Here is a 14,760-nt window from a genome sequence, read left to right as displayed (position 1 = left end):
AAAATGCGTCATTACGAAATTGTATTCCTGGTTCACCCGGACCAGAGCGAGCAGGTGCCCGGCATGGTGGAGCGTTACACCGCCACCATCAAGGACAGCGGTGGCCAGGTTCACCGTCTGGAAGACTGGGGCCGTCGCCGCCTGGCATACCCCATCAACAAGATCCACAAGGCGCACTACGTTCTGATGAACGTCGAGTGCACCGAAGAGGCCCTGGAAGAGCTCACTACCAACTTCCGTTACAACGATGCCGTGCTGCGCAACATGGTAATCCGCGAAGATGAGGCGATCACCGAAGAGAGCCCCATCATGAAGGCGGAAAAAGAGAGCCGCGAGCGCAAGGCCGCCCGCGCTGAGCGCAGCGAGCGTCGCGAGCGTGCCGACAGGGAAGACAAGTCTTCCGACGAATCCAACGCCAGGGAAGAGCAATCTTCCGACCAGGCAAGCGAAGAGTAAGGGGGTTACCAGATGGCACGTTTTTTCCGTCGTCGTAAGTTCTGCCGTTTCACCGCTGAAGGTGTAAAGCGTATCGACTACAAAGATCTCGATACCCTGAAGGCATACGTTTCTGAAACCGGCAAGATCGTACCGAGCCGTATCACCGGTACCAAAGCCCGTTACCAGCGCCAGCTGGCCACTGCGGTCAAGCGCGCGCGGTACCTGGCCCTGCTGCCGTACACGGACAGCCACGAAGCCTAAGCAGCTGTTTTGCTTAGAGAAGTTACAAGAGAAGCTATCTAAATATGCGCGCCCTGGCTGAGTTTATTATGCGCGGGCGCGTGAGGGCGGTCCTCACCGCGATGGTGGGTATTCCCCTGATCAGCCCGGCGGCGCTGGCTCTGGTGAGCCTGCGGCGCGGCAGCCGTGACGGCCTGGTAGTCCTGGTCTGGGCGCTGTTGCCGGTGGTGGCGGGTGGCATGAGCGGGGTCTTTTCCCCGCTGATGACCGGCCTCGGTACCACCCACCTGGCGGCGGTGTTCGGCGGCGCCATGGTCCTGCGGGCCAGCCGCTCCTGGGTCCCGGCGCTGGTGGCACTCACGGCCCTGGCGGCGGCGGGCATACTGCTGACTGCCCACTTCAGCGGCGGCCTGCTGGATACGCTGCTGCAGGCCGCGGAGGAGTCTGGCGGGGGCCAGGCTGACCAGCTGCGCCAGGTGTTCAACAGTGAAGTCCTGGCCACAGGTTACCTGGCGCTGGTGTCCGCGATTACCGCGACCCTGGCGCTGGTGCTGGGGCGCTGGTGGCAGGCATTGCTGTACAACCCCGGTGGCCTGCGCGAGGAGTTTCACCAGCTGCGCATGCCGTTGCCGCTGGCGGCGGTGGCCATGTTGCTGTGGGTGTACTGCCTGTTGACCCCGGGACTGGCCTTCTGGGGCGCGCTGATCGCATTTCCACTGGTGGTGGCGGGCATTGCGCTCATCCACTGGCTGGTGGCCCAGCGCGGCTGGGGCCGCGGTCCACTGGTGGCGCTGTATGTGGTACTGGTGATTGCGGCGTTGCCGCTGGCTGGCTTCCTGTGCGGGCTGGCGCTGGTAGATAGCTGGATTGATATTCGCGGCCGCTCCGCTAAATAGGTGCGGGCCGCACCAAACTGAAATTGAGGAAACCGAGATGGAAGTTATTCTGCTCGATAAAGTAGGCAAACTGGGCAACGTGGGTGACCGCGTTGAGGTAAAAGCCGGTTTCGGCCGCAACTTCCTGCTGCCCAGCGGCAAGGCGATTGCTGCCACTGCCGCCAACATCGCCGAATTCGAAGCCAAGCGTGCCGATCTGGAAGCCGCTGCCGCTGCGAAGGTGAAAACCGCTGAAGAGCGCGCTGAGAAGCTGAACGACCTGGTTGTCACCATCGCCGCCAACGCCGGTGACGAGGGCAAGCTGTTCGGCTCCATCGGTGCACGCGACATCGCCGAGGCCATCACTGCCGCCGGCGTTGAAGTGGCCAAGGCCGAGGTCAACCTGCCGCAGGGCACCCTGCGCGAGACCGGTGAGTACGAAATCGACCTGCAGCTGCACGCCGACGTCGTCGCCACCGTCAAGGTCGTGGTCGAAGCCGAATAAGCACGCCGAACCAGCGCTCCCGGAGCCGCCGCCGGCGGCCCCGGGCCGGTTCGCCTGCAAGCAGGCTCCTATAGCGTGGTAACTCGCGCTACAATCGGGCGCTGGATTCCCTGTGGGTCCAGCGCCCGATCTGTTTCTGCCAGTCAGTCATTGCAATGAACGAAGAATACGCCGTCCCGGAAGAAGAGGTACAGAGCCAGGAGTCCTCTCCGCTGCCACACTCGGTAGAGGCCGAGCAGTCGGTGCTGGGCGGCCTGATGCTGGACTCCAGCCGTATCGACAGTGTGGCCGAGCAGCTGGGCGAGCAGGACTTCTTTGTTGCCAGCCACCGCACCATATTCGGCGTGATGACCCAGCTGGCGGACGCCGAGCAGCCGCTGGACATCGTCACCCTGGCCGAAGCCCTCGCCAACCGGGACCTGCTGGCCAGCGTGGGCGGGCCCGCCTACCTGGCGGAGCTGGCCGACAACACCCCCTCCGCGGCGAATATCGTCGCCTACGCCAAGATCGTGCGCGAGCGCTCCATGCTGCGCCAGCTGATCGCTGCCGCCGGCGAAATCAGCCGTACCAGCTTCAATCCCGGCGGGCTCGCCTCGGCCGACCTGTTGCAGATGGCCGAGCGCCGCGTGGCCGAGATCGCCGAAGGGCGGGCCAAGGACGGCGGTTTCGTCGGCGTCGACACGCTGCTGAAGAAGACCGTCGAGCGCATCGACGAGCTGTTCAAGACCGAGGGCGACATCACCGGCCTCGGCACCGGCCTCACCGAGCTGGACCAGCGCACTTCAGGCTGGCAGCCCGGTGAGCTGATCGTCCTCGCGGCGCGCCCGTCCATGGGCAAGACCGCGCTGGCACTGAACTTTATCGAGCACGCCATGCTGAGCCAGGAACGGCCGACGCTGGTGTTCAGTATGGAGATGCCGTCTGATGCGCTGGTGATGCGGATGCTGTCGTCGATAGGACGCATCGACCAGGGCCGTATCCGCAACGGCAAGCTGCAGGAAGACGACTGGCCCAAGCTTTCCAGTGCGGTGCAGAAGATGAAGGGCAGGGCGCTCTATATCGACGATACCCCGGGGTTGTCGCCGAGCGAGGTACGCGCGCGCACCAAGCGCACCGTGCGTGACCACACCAACAAGCTGTTGCGCGAGAACCCGCAGATGAGCCGTGAGGATGCCGAGGCCAGGAGCCAGCCGGCGCTGATCATGCTCGACTACCTGCAGCTGATGCAGGTCAAGGGCGCCACCGAGGGCCGCACCCAGGAGATCTCGGAGATCTCCCGCTCGCTGAAGGGGCTGGCCAAGGAATATGAGTGTCCGGTCATCGCCCTGTCACAGCTGAACCGCGGCGTGGAGCAGCGCCCCAACAAGCGTCCGATGAACTCCGACCTGCGGGAATCCGGCGCCATCGAGCAGGATGCTGACGTGATCCTGTTCATCTACCGGGACGAGTACTACAACGAGGACAGCCCGGACAAGGGCATGGCCGAACTGATCATCGGCAAGCAGCGTAACGGTGAGATCGGCACCTGCCGGGCGGCCTTCGTGGGCAAGTACACCCGCTTCGACAACCTGGCCCCCGAGTACTACCAGGGCGACGACTGACAGCCACCTGACCTGCAGGTCCAATTACGAAGAAGGGCGATCCAACTGGATCGCCCTTCTTCGTCTGGCCGTGTGGCCGGGGGGGCTCAGATCTGTACGGCTACGTATACCTCGCGCCCATCCCGCTGGGCGGGCATGAAGTACTGGTCGCCGTAGCGGTAGTACTGTACCCCGTTGATCACCTCCGCCGTGTAGCCCACCGGCAGGCTGTCCAGGACCTCGCCCGGCGCGTATGCACCGCTAACCCCGGCCGGGCCGCCGCCCTTGACCGGCTCGCCGGGCTCAGGAGGGGCAGCCGGGGCTGGTGCCGGCATGGCTACCGGCACGCCAGCTGGTGGCGGCACCACCACGTAGAGCCGGCGTGCGGGGTGCCACTGGTAGTAGGCATCGGCATACTGGTAGTAGATGGCGCCGCCGATCTCCACCCGCACGGCGCTGCCGGGGAGGGACACCACCGAGGCGCCCAGCGGCGCGGATACCACCACGTAGCCGGCGGGACCGGGACGGAAGAAGTGACCGCCGTGATAGTAGTAGGGGCGGCCGCCAACCCCGAGGCTGACAAAGCCTGCCGGAAGGACCGGGAAGGCCAGTCCCAGCGAGATCCGCGGCCCATGGCGCCCGTGCCAGTGCCGGGGGCCGTGGTGCCGCTTGTAATGGTGATGGCCGTAGCCGTGGCGGTCGTAGCCGGCTCCGCGAGCATCGGCGGGTGGTGCGAATGCAAAGGCAGTCAGCACCGCGAGTCCGGCGGCGCCGAGCGCAAACCTCAATATTTTCATGGCTTCTCCGCGAAGCGAGTACTTACAAGTGGTTAAATTTTAACCGACCTGGTGCCCCTAATGCCATGCCCAGTTGTTAAGATTTGTTCTCCGGGCTGTCCCGGACTACCGGTCACCGGCGATGGCGCTGTACGATCCCCATCAATTTGTAGAGTAGCTGTGCAGCGGCGAAGTCGTAGGCGTGGAATCCCTCGATCGGCGCGAATTCCAGCAGGTCGAAACCGATGATCTCCCGCTGGCGGGCTACCGATTCGAACAGGTTGAGGGTCTGGTACCAGCCCAGGCCGCCCGGTACCGGGGTGCCGGTGGATGGGAAGACCGAAGGGTCGATACCGTCCACATCCAGGGTAAAGAATACCTTCGAGGGAAAGTCCTCCGGCAACTCGAATTCCTGCACATTGGTGGGTACCAGCTGGTGGGCGTCCAGGTAGTGCACACCGTACTTCTGCCGGGCGGCCATCTCCTCCTCGCAGTAGGCGCGTATGCCCAGCTGGTACAGCGGCACCCCGGCCTCCACCACCAGCCGCATCACACTGGCGTGGCTGTGCTTCTGGCCCTCGTAGCGGTCGCGCAGGTCCGCGTGGGCGTCGATCTGTACCACACCGAAATCCTCCACGCCCGCATCCAGCAGGCCCTTGATGACCCCCCAGGTGACCGAGTGCTCGCCGCCGATGCCCACCGGCATCTTGCCGAGGTCGAGCACCTCGCGGGTGGCGGCGGCAATATTGTCCATAACCTGCTCCGGCTCGCCGTTCACGTTCACGGGGGAGCGGGTGTAGATGCCGAGGTCACACGGAGAGGAGAAGTTGTCGAAGGTCTCCAGCTGCCAGGAGGCCTCGAGGATGGCCGCGGGCCCCTTGCCCGTGCCACCGCCATAGGACACCGTCTCCTCATAGGGGATGGGAATGATATGGAACAGGGCCTCTTCGGCGCGGGGCTGCTCGATTTCGGAGCCCAGGAAGATCGGGTAATCGTTGTCTGAGAGCATCTTTGCCTATCTCTTTCGGGATACCGCACGGATCGTGCCGCGAGCGGCTATCAAGCGCCGCTGGAACAGTTTAGTGGGCCGGGAACTCAGGAGAGTCGGCCCTTGAAATCGTCATAACCGAACTCCTTCACGACCTGCAGTGCGTCGGTTTCGGAATTCCACAGGGCGATCGAGGGCAACGGGATGCCGTTGAAGGTATTGGTCTTCACCATGGTGTAGTACGCCATCTCCTCGAACACCAGCCGGTCGCCCACCTGCAGGGGCTCGGCGAAGCTGTACTCACCGATACTGTCGCCGGCCAGGCAGCTCTGGCCGCCCAGCTTGTAGGTGTGCGGTAGCTCGCCCGGTCGCGCGGCACCGGTGATGTCCGGGCGGTAGGGCATCTCCAGCACATCCGGCATGTGGCAGGTGGCAGAGACGTCGAGGATGGCCTGGTCGACACCGTTCCAGGTCAGGTCGATCACCTCGCCCACCAGCACGCCGGCGAAGAGCGAGATGGCCTCGCCCGGCTCCAGGTATACCTGCACGTCGTGGCGCCCGGCGAAGTCCTTTACCGCCTCCACCAGCGCGTCCACCTGGTAGTCCCCGCGGGTGATGTGGTGGCCGCCGCCGAAATTGATCCACTCCATCTGCGGGATCAGGTCGCCAAACTTCTCCTCCACGGCGGCGATGGTGCGCGCCAGCGGGGCAAAGTCCTGCTCGCACAGGGTATGGAAATGCAGCCCGCTGATGCCGGCAAGGTCCTCGTTCTCGAACTGCGAGCGGATAATACCGAGGCGCGAGCAGGGGGCGCAGGGATCGTAAAGTGCCGTGGTGCCCTCGGAGTGCTCGGGATTGATGCGCAGGCCGAAACGCAGTTCCGGGCGCTGTTGCTGCGCCTCCAGGCACAGGGCGCGATAGCGTTTCCACTGGGAGAAGGAGTTGAAGATGACATGGTGGGCAAAACCCAGGATCTCGCGCAGCTCTTCCTCCTTGTAGCCGGCGCTGAATACGTGAACCTCCTTGCCTTGCTCCCGGCCGCCGTACTCCTCGAAGCCCAGGCGGGCCTCGTGCAGGCCACTGGCACAGGTACCGCTCAGGTACTCGGCCACGATATGGCCGGTGCTGAACATGGAAAAGGCTTTAAGCGCGGCGAGCACCTTGGCGCCGCTGCGCTCCTGCACGTCTGCCAGCACCGCGAGGTTGTCACGCAGTGCCGCCTCGTCCACCACGAAACAGGGCGAGGGCACGCGCGACGGATCGAAACTGCCGAAATAGTCTTTGCGGGGCGTCAGGTCCATAGAGAGTCTGCATCACTGGTTACGCACAGGGCCTGCCGGTTGGCGGACCCTGTGCCGGGAAGGGGGATCAGTTGAACGGCTTGTCCAGCCAGGTCTCGTGCCAGGGGAGCCCGTACTGGTTCAGGTCGTGCATGAAGGGATCCGGATCCAGCTGTTCCAGGTTCCATACGCCGGGCTTCATCCACTTGCCCTCCAGCATCATCTTGGCACCGATCATCGCGGGCACGCCGGTGGTATAGGAAATGGCCTGCGACTTGACCTCCTTGTAGCACTCCTGGTGGTCGCAGATGTTGTACACGTAGTACACCTTGTCCTCGCCGTCCTTGGTGCCGTGCACGATGTTGCCGATGCAGGTCTTGCCCTTGGTCAGCGGCCCCAGGCTGGCAGGGTCCGGCAGCAGCTCCTTGAGGAACTGGATGGGGACGATTTCCTGGCCCTGGAATTCCACCGGCTCGATGCTGGTCATGCCCACATTCTGCAGCACCTCCAGGTGCTTGAGGTAGTTGGCCGAGAAGGTCATCCAGAAGCGCGCACGCTCGATCTCCGGGAAGTGCTTGGAGAGGGATTCCAGCTCCTCGTGGTAGAGCAGGTAGATGTCCTTCTCGCCGATACCGGCGGGGAAATCGAACTCGCGCCTTTCCTCCAGCGGCTTGGTGGTGATCCACTCACCGTTTTCCCAGTAGCGCCCGTTGGCGGTAATCTCGCGGATGTTGATTTCCGGGTTGAAGTTGGTGGCAAACGGCAGGCCGTGGTCACCCGCGTTGCAGTCGATGATATCCAGCGTCTTGATGCGGTCGAAATGGTGCTTCTTCGCGTAGGCGGTGAAAACACTGGTGACGCCCGGATCGAAACCACTGCCGAGCAGGGCCATCAGGCCGGCCTTCTCGAATTTTTCCTGGTACGCCCACTGCCACTTGTATTCGAACTTGGCTTCTTCCGGCGGCTCGTAATTGGCGGTATCCAGGTAGTGCACCCCCGTCTCCAGGCAGGCGTCCATGATGTGCAGGTCCTGGTAGGGCAGGGCGACGTTGATCACCATGTCGGGCTTGACCTTCTCGATCAGCGCCACCATTTCCTTCACGTTGTCGGCGTCCACCTCGGCGGTGTTGATCTTGCGCGGCAGCATCGCGGCGATCTTGTCGCACTTGCTCTTGGTGCGGCTGGCCAGGGTGATGTTCTCGAAGACATCTTCCACCTGGGCACATTTGTGGGCGACAACCTGGCCGACGCCACCGGCGCCGACAATCAGTACATTAGCCATGAAAATCCTCCGTTAATTTTCTGTCGCGGCCGCTGGCCGTTATTCTTGCGGTAATGCAATGGGAGCGGGCTGCGGGTTCTGCGCTCGCCCTTTTGCGTCACTGCACTATTTTTCGAAATAGGTGTAGCCACTCATGCTGGCGGTGTAGGTGTGCAGGATCTGCTTGCGCTGCTGCGGGCTGATACGCCCGTCTTTCACCGCCCGCTCGGCCAGCTTGCGGAAGTGCTCGAACATATCCTGCGGACGGTACTCCACGTAGCTCAGCACGTCGGCGATGCTGTCGCCGTGGATCTCGCGGCTGTAGTCCACGCTGCCGTCGTCATTGATACGCACGTTCACCACGTTGGTATCGCCGAACAGGTTGTGCAGGTCCCCCAGGGTTTCCTGGTAGGCGCCCACCAGGAAGGTGCCGAGGATATAGTCTTCGCCCTCCCGCAGGGGGTGCAGTGGCAGTGTCTTCTGCTCTTCCTGGCGGCCGATAAAGCGGTCGATCTTGCCATCACAGTCGCAGGTGATATCCGCGATGATCGCCGAGCGCGTGGGTGCCTCGTCGTGCCGGTGAATGGGCACCAGGGGAAATACCTGGTCGATGGCCCACATGTCCGGCAGCGACTGGAACACACTGATGTTCGCATAATAGATGTCCGACAGGACCTCGGGCAGCGCCTGCAGGTCCACCGGGATTTCCTCGGCTTCGTCGAGGAGGGTACGGATCTTCTGCGCGGCCTGCAAAAACAGGTTCTCGGCGTTCGCGCGCTCGCGCAGGCTCACCTGCCCGTGCAGGTAGAGGGAGCGCACCTCGTCCCGATAATAGAGCGCGTCGTTGTAACTTTCCTGGAGGTTCTTGGCGGTGATGTTGCCAGCCGCATCCTGCAGGTTGCGCAGCATCGGGTGGTCATCCTCGGTGATCTTCGTATGCTCGAGTTCAACCGGTTCGAAGCGGGTGGTGTCGAGGATGTCGAACAGCAGCACCGACGAGTAGGCCACGGTGGCGCGGCCCGATTCGGTGATGATCACCGGGTGCGCCACGCCCTCGCTGTCCAGGGTGCCCATAATGGCCTCGACCACGTCCACGCAGTACTCGTCGAGGGAGTAGTTCTTGCTGTGGGTGTAATTGGTCTTGGAGCCGTCGTAATCCACCGCCAGGCCGCCGCCCAGGTCCAGGTACCCCATGGCCGCGCCTTCCTCCACCAGGTCAGCGTAATAGCGGCAGGCCTCCAGCACACCGGTACGGATGTCGCGGATGTTCGGCACCTGTGAGCCCAGGTGGTAATGCAACAGTTTCAGGCAGTCGAGCATGTCGTGGCGGCGCAGCTGGTCCACCATGGCAATCAGGTCGTTGCTGCCGAGGCCGAAAATGCTGCGGTCGCCGCTGGTGGCGTTCCAGTAGCCCCCCACTTTTGACGCCAGCTTGATGCGCACGCCGATATTGGGGCGCACCTGCTCGCGTTCGGCACAGGTGATGATGGTCTCCACTTCCGAGGGGGTTTCCACCACGAAAAATACCTGTACGCCCAGCCGCTGCGCCTGGAGGCCGAGGTTGATGAACTCCTCGTCCTTGTAGCCATTGCAGATGATCAGCGACTCGGCATTGTCGAGCGTCGACAGGGCGGCAATCAGCTCAGCCTTGCTGCCGGCCTCCAGGCCGTGATTGAAGGGGTGGCCGGCGCGGGCGATTTCCTCGATCACCTGGCACTGCTGGTTGACCTTGATGGGAAAGACGCCGCGAAAGACATTGTTATAGCCGCAGCTCTCGATCGCGCGGCCGAACGACTCGTTGATCAGCGCCACCTGCGCATCCAGCAGGTTCTCGATCCGCAGCAGCAGGGGCATGCCGAGACCGCGCTCCATGGCGCCCTGGGCGATCTCCATCATGGAGACGGCGCGGGTCTCACCGTCGCCCGCGGGGACTTTCACGGTGATTTCGCCGCTGTCGTTCAGGTCGAAGTAACCGGCACCCCAGTTGCGAATGCCGTACAGCTCGGCCGAGTCCTCACAGGTCCAGTCTTTTACTTGTTGCTGCTTCATGGCGCCTTATCAGTTGGGTTTGTTCGGGGCGCGAATCTTGGGCCCATCGCGTGCTGAAAGCAATAACTATAGATTCAAAAAACCGCCCTATTTCTGCGGGAATAATCAAATTTTACTTCGGTTTTTTATCACGGCGGCGCTCTGAGTGAAACAGCTGCCACCCTGATTCCACAGCCTACTCACTTTTGCTCGCACTGCACATCTTGTGGCGCAATTTGAGACTCCTTTCATCGGAACGGCCTGTTTCTTGGGTGGGCGGAGACCCGGCAAGTTCCGTAGCGAGAAAGTGGCGGAAGCGGTATGGGGGCAGAGGGCTGCCCCGTAGCCATAAAAAAGGCGGCCCGTGGGCCGCCAGAAGTTGGGGTTAAGGATTCGCCCGGTCTGGGCGGCTCAATAAAAGCCGGGGTTATCGACTACCCGGTAGCCGCGGTGACGGTGATCCCAGGTGTAGAAGGTGTCGTACGCCACGTAGTAGTTCAGGCCGCCGAAGCTCAGGGATACCGCTGCCCCCGGCAGGCTGTAAACAACCGCGCCGATAGGCGGCCGGGCTACTACGTAGCCGTGGTCATGGCGGCGGTAGAAGATGCCGTCGCTGTAGAAGAAGCCGATACCGCCGAGGCTGATGCGCACGAAGTTGCTCGGCAGGTGGCGCCAGCGGTAACCGTAATCATAGTGCGACGGGCGCCAGTGGTGCCGGTGCTTGCGGTAATAACGGCGGTCGTAGTCGTGGCTCGCCCAGTGCCGGCCATGGTGCTTTTTCCAGTGCTTGCGCTTGTGCTTGTTCCAGTGCTTGCCGTGGCCGCGGCCCGGGTGGCCGTCGTGGTACTTGCCGGCATACTTATAGCGGTCGCCGTGGCCGCGATGGTCCCCGTCGTAGTCGCCGCGGCCCTGGCGGTCACCCCGGTGGTGGCCGCGCTCGTCGTGCCTGCGCTTCTTGTAGTCGCCGTGCCTGTCGTGGTCGCCGCGGCGCTTGTGGTCGCCATCGCGCTCACCGCGGCGGTACTTGTTGTAGGCTTTGTCGAATGCCGAGCCGCTCAGCTGGGAATCCTTGTGGCCGCGGAAGCCGTGGCGGTCGTCCCTGTCGCCGGCGAGGGCGGGCCCGGCGAGAAGCAGGCCGGCAGCCGCGATTGCAGTGATCAGTTTGTTCATGGCAGTGTCTCCATCGGGCGATCGAGGTACCCCCGGGGCCACCTCTCGTACTGTGGAGCACAGTGTGCCGCGCCGGGACTGAATCTTTCCTGAACCACTTCAATGTTTTTTGCCCGATTTGCGGGCCGACAGCGATTTCGGTGGGAGAGAAACCGAGGGATTGTTCTGCTTTGGCGAATCTGGCGGCTTTTCCGGGTATTTTCGCCGCGATTTTGCCGGAGATCGGGCGATCTGGCCGCCTGGCTATATTGTCGCCAGTTCCGCCAGCGAGTATGATGCCGCGCTGATTGATCCCGTCTGAAGTGACTGCGATGCAAGTATTCCACCATGTGGCCAGCCTGCGCGAGGCGCTGGGCGAGGCCCGCCGGGCCGGCAAGACCATCGGCTTCGTGCCCACCATGGGCAACCTCCACGACGCACATATCCAGCTGGTGAAGACCGCCCAGCAGCAGTGCGATGTGGTGGTGGTGTCCATTTTCGTCAACCGCCTGCAGTTCGGCCTCAATGAGGACTGGGACAAGTACCCGCGGACGCTGGAAAACGACATGGCGCGCCTGCGCGAGGCCGGGTGCGATTTCCTCTTCCACCCGGAGGAGAACGAGATCTACCCCAACGGCATGGACCAGCAGACCCGCGTCGTCTGCCCGGCCATGACCGACGTTCTGTGCGGCGCCAGCCGCCCGGGGCACTTCGAGGGGGTCACCACCGTAGTGGCCAAGCTGTTCAATATCGTACAGCCCCACCAGGCGGTATTCGGTATCAAGGACTTCCAGCAGCTGGCGGTGATCCGCCGCATGGTGGAGGACCTCTGCATCCCGGTGGAAATCGTCGCCGCGGAGGTGCATCGGGAGGCAGACGGCCTCGCCATGAGTTCGCGCAACAGTTATATCACTGCCGCGGAGCGGCCCCGGGTGCCGGTGCTGAACCAGTCCCTGAACTGGGTAAAGGACCAGATCGTGTCTGGCCGGCGCGATTTCGCCGAGCTGGAAGCCGAGGCCGCGCGCCGTATCCGGGAGGCGGGCTTCAAGGTGGACTATTTCTCCATCTGTAACAGTCGCAACCTGGAACCGGCCGCACACGACGATACCGAGATCACCATACTGGGCGCCATGTACACCAGTGCCGCGCGCCTGATCGACAACGTTTCACTGGAACTTTGATGTTTCGCTGGAGCTCTGATTTTTCACCGGAGTTCCGGGGGGAGGTAACCCATGCAGATTGAAATGCTCAAGTGCAAGCTGCACATGGCCGCGGTCACCCAGGCGGAGCTCTGGTATGACGGCTCCTGCGCAATCGACCAGGACCTGGTAGAGCTGGCGGGCCTGCGCGAGTTCGAGAAGATCGATATCTACAACGTCAGTAACGGCGAGCGGTTCCACACCTACGTGATCCTGGCCGAGCGCGGTTCCGGCATCATCTCCATGAACGGCGCCGCCGCGCGGCGGGTGCAGGTGGGCGACCGTATCATCATCGCCTCCTACGCGCAGATGACCGAGGCAGAGGCTGATACCTTCAAGCCGAAGCTGGTATACCTCGACGAGCATAACCGGGTAGAGCGCAGCACCAACACCATCCCGGTGCAGCTGGCCGAGGCCTGATTCCCTCCTGTTTTCTGCCTGCAGGCGCGGCCATCGGCCGCCCCTGCAGGGATCCCCTTGGGGCCCGCCCCCTGCCGCGCTACCATCACCCTGTCGCTCGCGAACTGACAGGCGCCGTCATGCTTACTTGCCCGAAAAGCGGGGCCGGGGTGCAGTGGGGAGACCTGCTGAAATCCGGCTGCCGGATCTTTATCGGCTCCAACGCCGCCGTGCCCAATGCCCTGGTGGCAGACCTGATCGAGCACAGCCACGGCCTGCACGATATCGAGGTTACCCACATCCTCACGCTATCCGACAATGTCTGGGCGACGCCGCGCTATCGCGACCTGTTCAAGGTCAACTCGTTGTTTATCGGCGGTGCCAACGTGCGCGAGGCCATCGCCGAGGGGCGTGCCGACTATACCCCCTGCTTCCTCTCGGAAATCCCGTCGCTCTTCCGCGAAAAGATCCTGCCGCTGGACGTGGCGCTGGTGATGGTGAGCCCGCCGGACGAGTTCGGCTACTGTTCACTCGGGGTCAGCGTGGATGTGGTGTCCGCCGCGGTCCGCTTTGCCCGCAGGGTGGTGGCCCAGGTAAACCCGCGCATGCCGCGCACCAGCGGCCACAGCTTCGTGCATACCGACCAGATCGACGCCTGGCTGGAAGAAGCCGAGGAACTGCCCGAGCTGCCGCCGGCGGAGCTGGACCAGGTCACCGAGCAGATCGGCCAGTACGTCTCGCTGTTGGTGGACAATGGCGCGACCCTGCAGCTGGGCATCGGCAAGATCCCGGATGCCGTGCTGCGCTACCTGGGCAATCACCGCGACCTGGGCGTGCACAGCGAGATGATCTCGGACGGCATCATCGACCTGATGAAGAGCGGGGTGATCAACAACCGCAAGAAGACTTTCCACCGGGGCAAGGCGGTCACCACCTTCTGCATGGGCACCCGCCGGCTGTACGACTTTGTCGATGGCAACCCCCACGTGGAGTTCTATCCCGCCGAGCACACCAATTCCCCCACCAGGATCGCGCGCAACGACAAGATGGTCTCCATCAACGGTGCCATCGAGGTGGATTTGACTGGGCAGGTGGTATCGGATTCCATCGGCCGGCGCTTCTACAGCGGCATCGGCGGGCAGGTGGATTTCATCCGCGGGGCGGCACTGAGTCGGGGTGGCAAGCCGATCATCGCGCTGCCGTCCACCACTCGCGACGGCAAGCGCTCCCGCATCGTCACCACCCTCACCCCGGGCGGTGGCGTGGTGACCTCGCGCGGCCATGTGCACTATGTAGTGACGGAGTACGGTATCGCCTGGCTACACGGGAAGAGTATTCGCGAACGGGCGCTGGAACTGATTCGCATCGCGCACCCGAAATTCCGCCGCGAACTGCTGGAAGAAGTACGCAACTTCTACTGGGTGCCCGAGTACCAGGAGCAGGCACCCACCTCGGTACCCGAGCTGGGGCCGGTGGAGTCGAAAAAATTCACCTTCGATGGGATCGAGTACACCTTGCGCCCGCTGCGGCCTGCCGACGAGCGCCGCCTGCAGGAATTCTTCTACACCCACAACAAGGAAACCCTGCTGATGCGCTACAACCACCACGTCACCCAGATGTCGCGGGAGAAATCCTGCAGCCTGGTAAGCGTGGACCAGCGGCGCGACCTGGCCCTGTGCTTTACCGACCGGCAGGGGCAGGCAGAGGTGATCCAGGGTGTCGGCCGTTACTATTACAATCCCGCCGACAACAGCTGCGAGGTGGCCTTCGTGATCAAGGAGAGCCGCCGTGGCAAGGGTATCGCTACCGCGCTGCTGGAAGAGATGGAGGAAATCGCCCGCAGTCGCGGTATAGACCGCATGATGGCCTACGTGCGCCGTGACAATCGCCCCATGCTGGCGGTATTCGAGAACCGCGGCTTCAGTGCCCGGCTCGGGGAGGACGCCGAAGAACTCATCCTGGAGCTGGACCTGCAACGGGGCGAGGACAGCTAGCGCCGGGAAGTCGCCCCTTCGACCGGGCAGCGCTACACTGGTGTCCCT

The 14,760-nt window shown here is 63.2% G+C and carries 15 protein-coding genes; 9 read left to right on the top strand and 6 right to left on the bottom strand.

Annotated elements, in window-relative coordinates; all coding sequences use genetic code 11:
* Positions 1 to 3 precede the first annotated feature (3 nt).
* The 5 genes from rpsF to dnaB all read left to right on the top strand — a co-directional run bounded on the left by rpsF (position 4) and on the right by dnaB (position 3,659).
* A complete protein-coding gene (gene rpsF, locus BLT26_RS12905) occupies positions 4 to 456 on the top strand; it encodes a 30S ribosomal protein S6 (RefSeq protein WP_091514987.1) in 453 nt (150 codons plus the stop codon).
* A 12-nt stretch (positions 457 to 468) separates the two neighbouring features.
* Positions 469 to 699: a 30S ribosomal protein S18 gene (gene rpsR / locus BLT26_RS12900; RefSeq protein WP_091514984.1), complete on the top strand. Its 231-nt coding sequence runs from the start codon at positions 469 to 471 to the stop codon at positions 697 to 699.
* 44 nt (positions 700 to 743) lie between these two features.
* Positions 744 to 1,574: a hypothetical protein gene (locus BLT26_RS12895; RefSeq protein WP_091514981.1), complete on the top strand. Its 831-nt coding sequence runs from the start codon at positions 744 to 746 to the stop codon at positions 1,572 to 1,574.
* A gap of 37 nt (positions 1,575 to 1,611) precedes the next feature.
* Positions 1,612 to 2,058, top strand: a complete 447-nt coding sequence (rplI, locus tag BLT26_RS12890) for a 50S ribosomal protein L9 (protein ID WP_091514979.1) — start codon at positions 1,612 to 1,614, stop codon at positions 2,056 to 2,058.
* A 155-nt stretch (positions 2,059 to 2,213) separates the two neighbouring features.
* The gene (gene dnaB / locus BLT26_RS12885) at positions 2,214 to 3,659 is read left to right on the top strand and encodes a replicative DNA helicase (RefSeq protein WP_091514977.1); all 1,446 of its coding nucleotides are present in this window, start codon (positions 2,214 to 2,216) and stop codon (positions 3,657 to 3,659) included.
* Between the two features lie 86 nt (positions 3,660 to 3,745).
* On the opposite strand, the gene BLT26_RS12880 is transcribed toward dnaB, so the two are convergent.
* The 6 genes from BLT26_RS12880 to BLT26_RS12855 form a co-directional block, all read right to left on the bottom strand.
* A complete protein-coding gene (locus tag BLT26_RS12880; protein ID WP_091514974.1) occupies positions 3,746 to 4,435 on the bottom strand; it encodes a DUF6515 family protein in 690 nt (229 codons plus the stop codon).
* A 112-nt stretch (positions 4,436 to 4,547) separates the two neighbouring features.
* Positions 4,548 to 5,423 carry an agmatinase gene (gene speB / locus BLT26_RS12875; RefSeq protein ID WP_091514971.1) on the bottom strand — a complete coding sequence of 292 codons (876 nt, stop codon included), beginning with the start codon at positions 5,421 to 5,423 and terminating at the stop codon, positions 4,548 to 4,550.
* 86 nt (positions 5,424 to 5,509) lie between these two features.
* Complete coding sequence (nspC, locus tag BLT26_RS12870) at positions 5,510 to 6,703, bottom strand: carboxynorspermidine decarboxylase (protein ID WP_091514968.1); 1,194 nt, start codon at positions 6,701 to 6,703, stop codon at positions 5,510 to 5,512.
* A gap of 67 nt (positions 6,704 to 6,770) precedes the next feature.
* Positions 6,771 to 7,964 (bottom strand): saccharopine dehydrogenase family protein, encoded by a 1,194-nt coding sequence (locus tag BLT26_RS12865; RefSeq protein WP_091514964.1) that lies wholly within the window; start codon positions 7,962 to 7,964, stop codon positions 6,771 to 6,773.
* A 105-nt stretch (positions 7,965 to 8,069) separates the two neighbouring features.
* Entirely contained in the window at positions 8,070 to 9,992 is a 1,923-nt protein-coding gene (gene speA / locus BLT26_RS12860) for a biosynthetic arginine decarboxylase (protein WP_091514959.1), read from the bottom strand.
* A gap of 390 nt (positions 9,993 to 10,382) precedes the next feature.
* Positions 10,383 to 11,141 (bottom strand): DUF6515 family protein, encoded by a 759-nt coding sequence (locus tag BLT26_RS12855; RefSeq protein WP_091514956.1) that lies wholly within the window; start codon positions 11,139 to 11,141, stop codon positions 10,383 to 10,385.
* Positions 11,142 to 11,250: 109 nt separating this feature from the next.
* Here BLT26_RS12855 and BLT26_RS12850 point away from each other — a divergent pair, with 109 nt between their 5' ends.
* The 4 genes from BLT26_RS12850 (at position 11,251) to BLT26_RS12835 (ending at position 14,712) form a co-directional block, all read left to right on the top strand.
* Entirely contained in the window at positions 11,251 to 11,442 is a 192-nt protein-coding gene (locus tag BLT26_RS12850; protein WP_091514952.1) for a hypothetical protein, read from the top strand.
* Positions 11,443 to 11,452: 10 nt separating this feature from the next.
* Positions 11,453 to 12,301 carry a pantoate--beta-alanine ligase gene (gene panC, locus BLT26_RS12845; protein ID WP_091515262.1) on the top strand — a complete coding sequence of 283 codons (849 nt, stop codon included), beginning with the start codon at positions 11,453 to 11,455 and terminating at the stop codon, positions 12,299 to 12,301.
* Between the two features lie 51 nt (positions 12,302 to 12,352).
* Entirely contained in the window at positions 12,353 to 12,739 is a 387-nt protein-coding gene (gene panD, locus BLT26_RS12840) for an aspartate 1-decarboxylase (RefSeq protein WP_091514949.1), read from the top strand.
* 119 nt (positions 12,740 to 12,858) lie between these two features.
* Positions 12,859 to 14,712: a bifunctional acetyl-CoA hydrolase/transferase family protein/GNAT family N-acetyltransferase gene (locus tag BLT26_RS12835; protein WP_091514946.1), complete on the top strand. Its 1,854-nt coding sequence runs from the start codon at positions 12,859 to 12,861 to the stop codon at positions 14,710 to 14,712.
* The last annotated feature ends 48 nt before the right edge of the window (positions 14,713 to 14,760 follow it).

It is taken from the genome of Microbulbifer yueqingensis (genome assembly GCF_900100355.1).
GTDB classification, from domain to species: Bacteria; Pseudomonadota; Gammaproteobacteria; order Pseudomonadales; family Cellvibrionaceae; genus Microbulbifer; species Microbulbifer yueqingensis.
This window is presented reverse-complemented; position numbering and strand designations above follow the sequence as displayed.

Excerpts from the sequence above, each read along its gene's own strand:
- rpsF (WP_091514987.1), top strand. The coding sequence starts at position 4 with ATGCGTCATTACGAAATTGTATTCCTGGTTCACCCGGACCAGAGCGAG.
- rpsR (WP_091514984.1), top strand. The coding sequence starts at position 469 with ATGGCACGTTTTTTCCGTCGTCGTAAGTTCTGCCGTTTCACCGCTGAA.
- BLT26_RS12895 (WP_091514981.1), top strand. The coding sequence starts at position 744 with ATGCGCGCCCTGGCTGAGTTTATTATGCGCGGGCGCGTGAGGGCGGTC.
- rplI (WP_091514979.1), top strand. The coding sequence starts at position 1,612 with ATGGAAGTTATTCTGCTCGATAAAGTAGGCAAACTGGGCAACGTGGGT.
- dnaB (WP_091514977.1), top strand. The coding sequence starts at position 2,214 with ATGAACGAAGAATACGCCGTCCCGGAAGAAGAGGTACAGAGCCAGGAG.
- BLT26_RS12880 (WP_091514974.1), bottom strand. The coding sequence starts at position 4,435 with ATGAAAATATTGAGGTTTGCGCTCGGCGCCGCCGGACTCGCGGTGCTG.
- speB (WP_091514971.1), bottom strand. The coding sequence starts at position 5,423 with ATGCTCTCAGACAACGATTACCCGATCTTCCTGGGCTCCGAAATCGAG.
- nspC (WP_091514968.1), bottom strand. The coding sequence starts at position 6,703 with ATGGACCTGACGCCCCGCAAAGACTATTTCGGCAGTTTCGATCCGTCG.
- BLT26_RS12865 (WP_091514964.1), bottom strand. The coding sequence starts at position 7,964 with ATGGCTAATGTACTGATTGTCGGCGCCGGTGGCGTCGGCCAGGTTGTC.
- speA (WP_091514959.1), bottom strand. The coding sequence starts at position 9,992 with ATGAAGCAGCAACAAGTAAAAGACTGGACCTGTGAGGACTCGGCCGAG.
- BLT26_RS12855 (WP_091514956.1), bottom strand. The coding sequence starts at position 11,141 with ATGAACAAACTGATCACTGCAATCGCGGCTGCCGGCCTGCTTCTCGCC.
- panC (WP_091515262.1), top strand. The coding sequence starts at position 11,453 with ATGCAAGTATTCCACCATGTGGCCAGCCTGCGCGAGGCGCTGGGCGAG.
- panD (WP_091514949.1), top strand. The coding sequence starts at position 12,353 with ATGCAGATTGAAATGCTCAAGTGCAAGCTGCACATGGCCGCGGTCACC.
- BLT26_RS12835 (WP_091514946.1), top strand. The coding sequence starts at position 12,859 with ATGCTTACTTGCCCGAAAAGCGGGGCCGGGGTGCAGTGGGGAGACCTG.